We start from the raw sequence: 574 nt of genomic DNA on the forward strand, positions 1-574 counted from the left end.
CGCATGTGGTTTAAACTCCCGACGTCGGACATCGGAGATACAACCGTTTTATACAATAACCAATTGCTGGTTATTGGCGGGACATATGCATCAAACCAGTCTCTGACATACCTGGGGGCAAACAACAAGGCGGATGGGACGCTCAACAATATGGTAGTTGGTGGGTTTGGTGTGGGTGTTGATTCAGGCTCAGCTATTGCCAACGCCGTTAAAACTGGCCAGGTTGTTCAGCTGGCGTGGCTGGCCACTAAAATCGACGATAAGTTTGTATCGTTTCGGGTGTTCGCAAACGGCGCTTACGTTGCAGATTTAACACCTGTCGCATTTGGTAGTCGCCCGGCTTCAATCCCTGTGCGGCAACTGAATAATAAAGGGGCGTCGGAAAAATCGGTACGTAACACCACATATCGCGTCGCTATCGACGATCTGACTGATAGCGCCCTCGACCCTGCCGATATTGTTGCTATGGATTACTCCTGTAATCGCACACGTTTTAGTTGAATGTGATATGCGGCTATCGAGGTGATAGCCGCTATTGCCTCCTGCTGCCAGTGATGTTCTGTGTTACGTATTC

1 protein-coding gene is annotated in these 574 nt (G+C 49.5%); it reads left to right on the plus strand.

Annotated features, from left to right (window positions below; genetic code table 11):
- On the plus strand, positions 1 to 501 hold a 501-nt coding region (locus ACQUTI_RS26340; RefSeq protein WP_428923432.1), incomplete at its 5' end, for a hypothetical protein.
- Positions 502 to 574: the final 73 nt, after the last annotated feature.

It is taken from the genome of Klebsiella sp. 7-CIP_Kleb. (assembly GCF_050378655.1).
Classification (GTDB): Bacteria; Pseudomonadota; Gammaproteobacteria; order Enterobacterales; family Enterobacteriaceae; genus Klebsiella; species Klebsiella quasipneumoniae.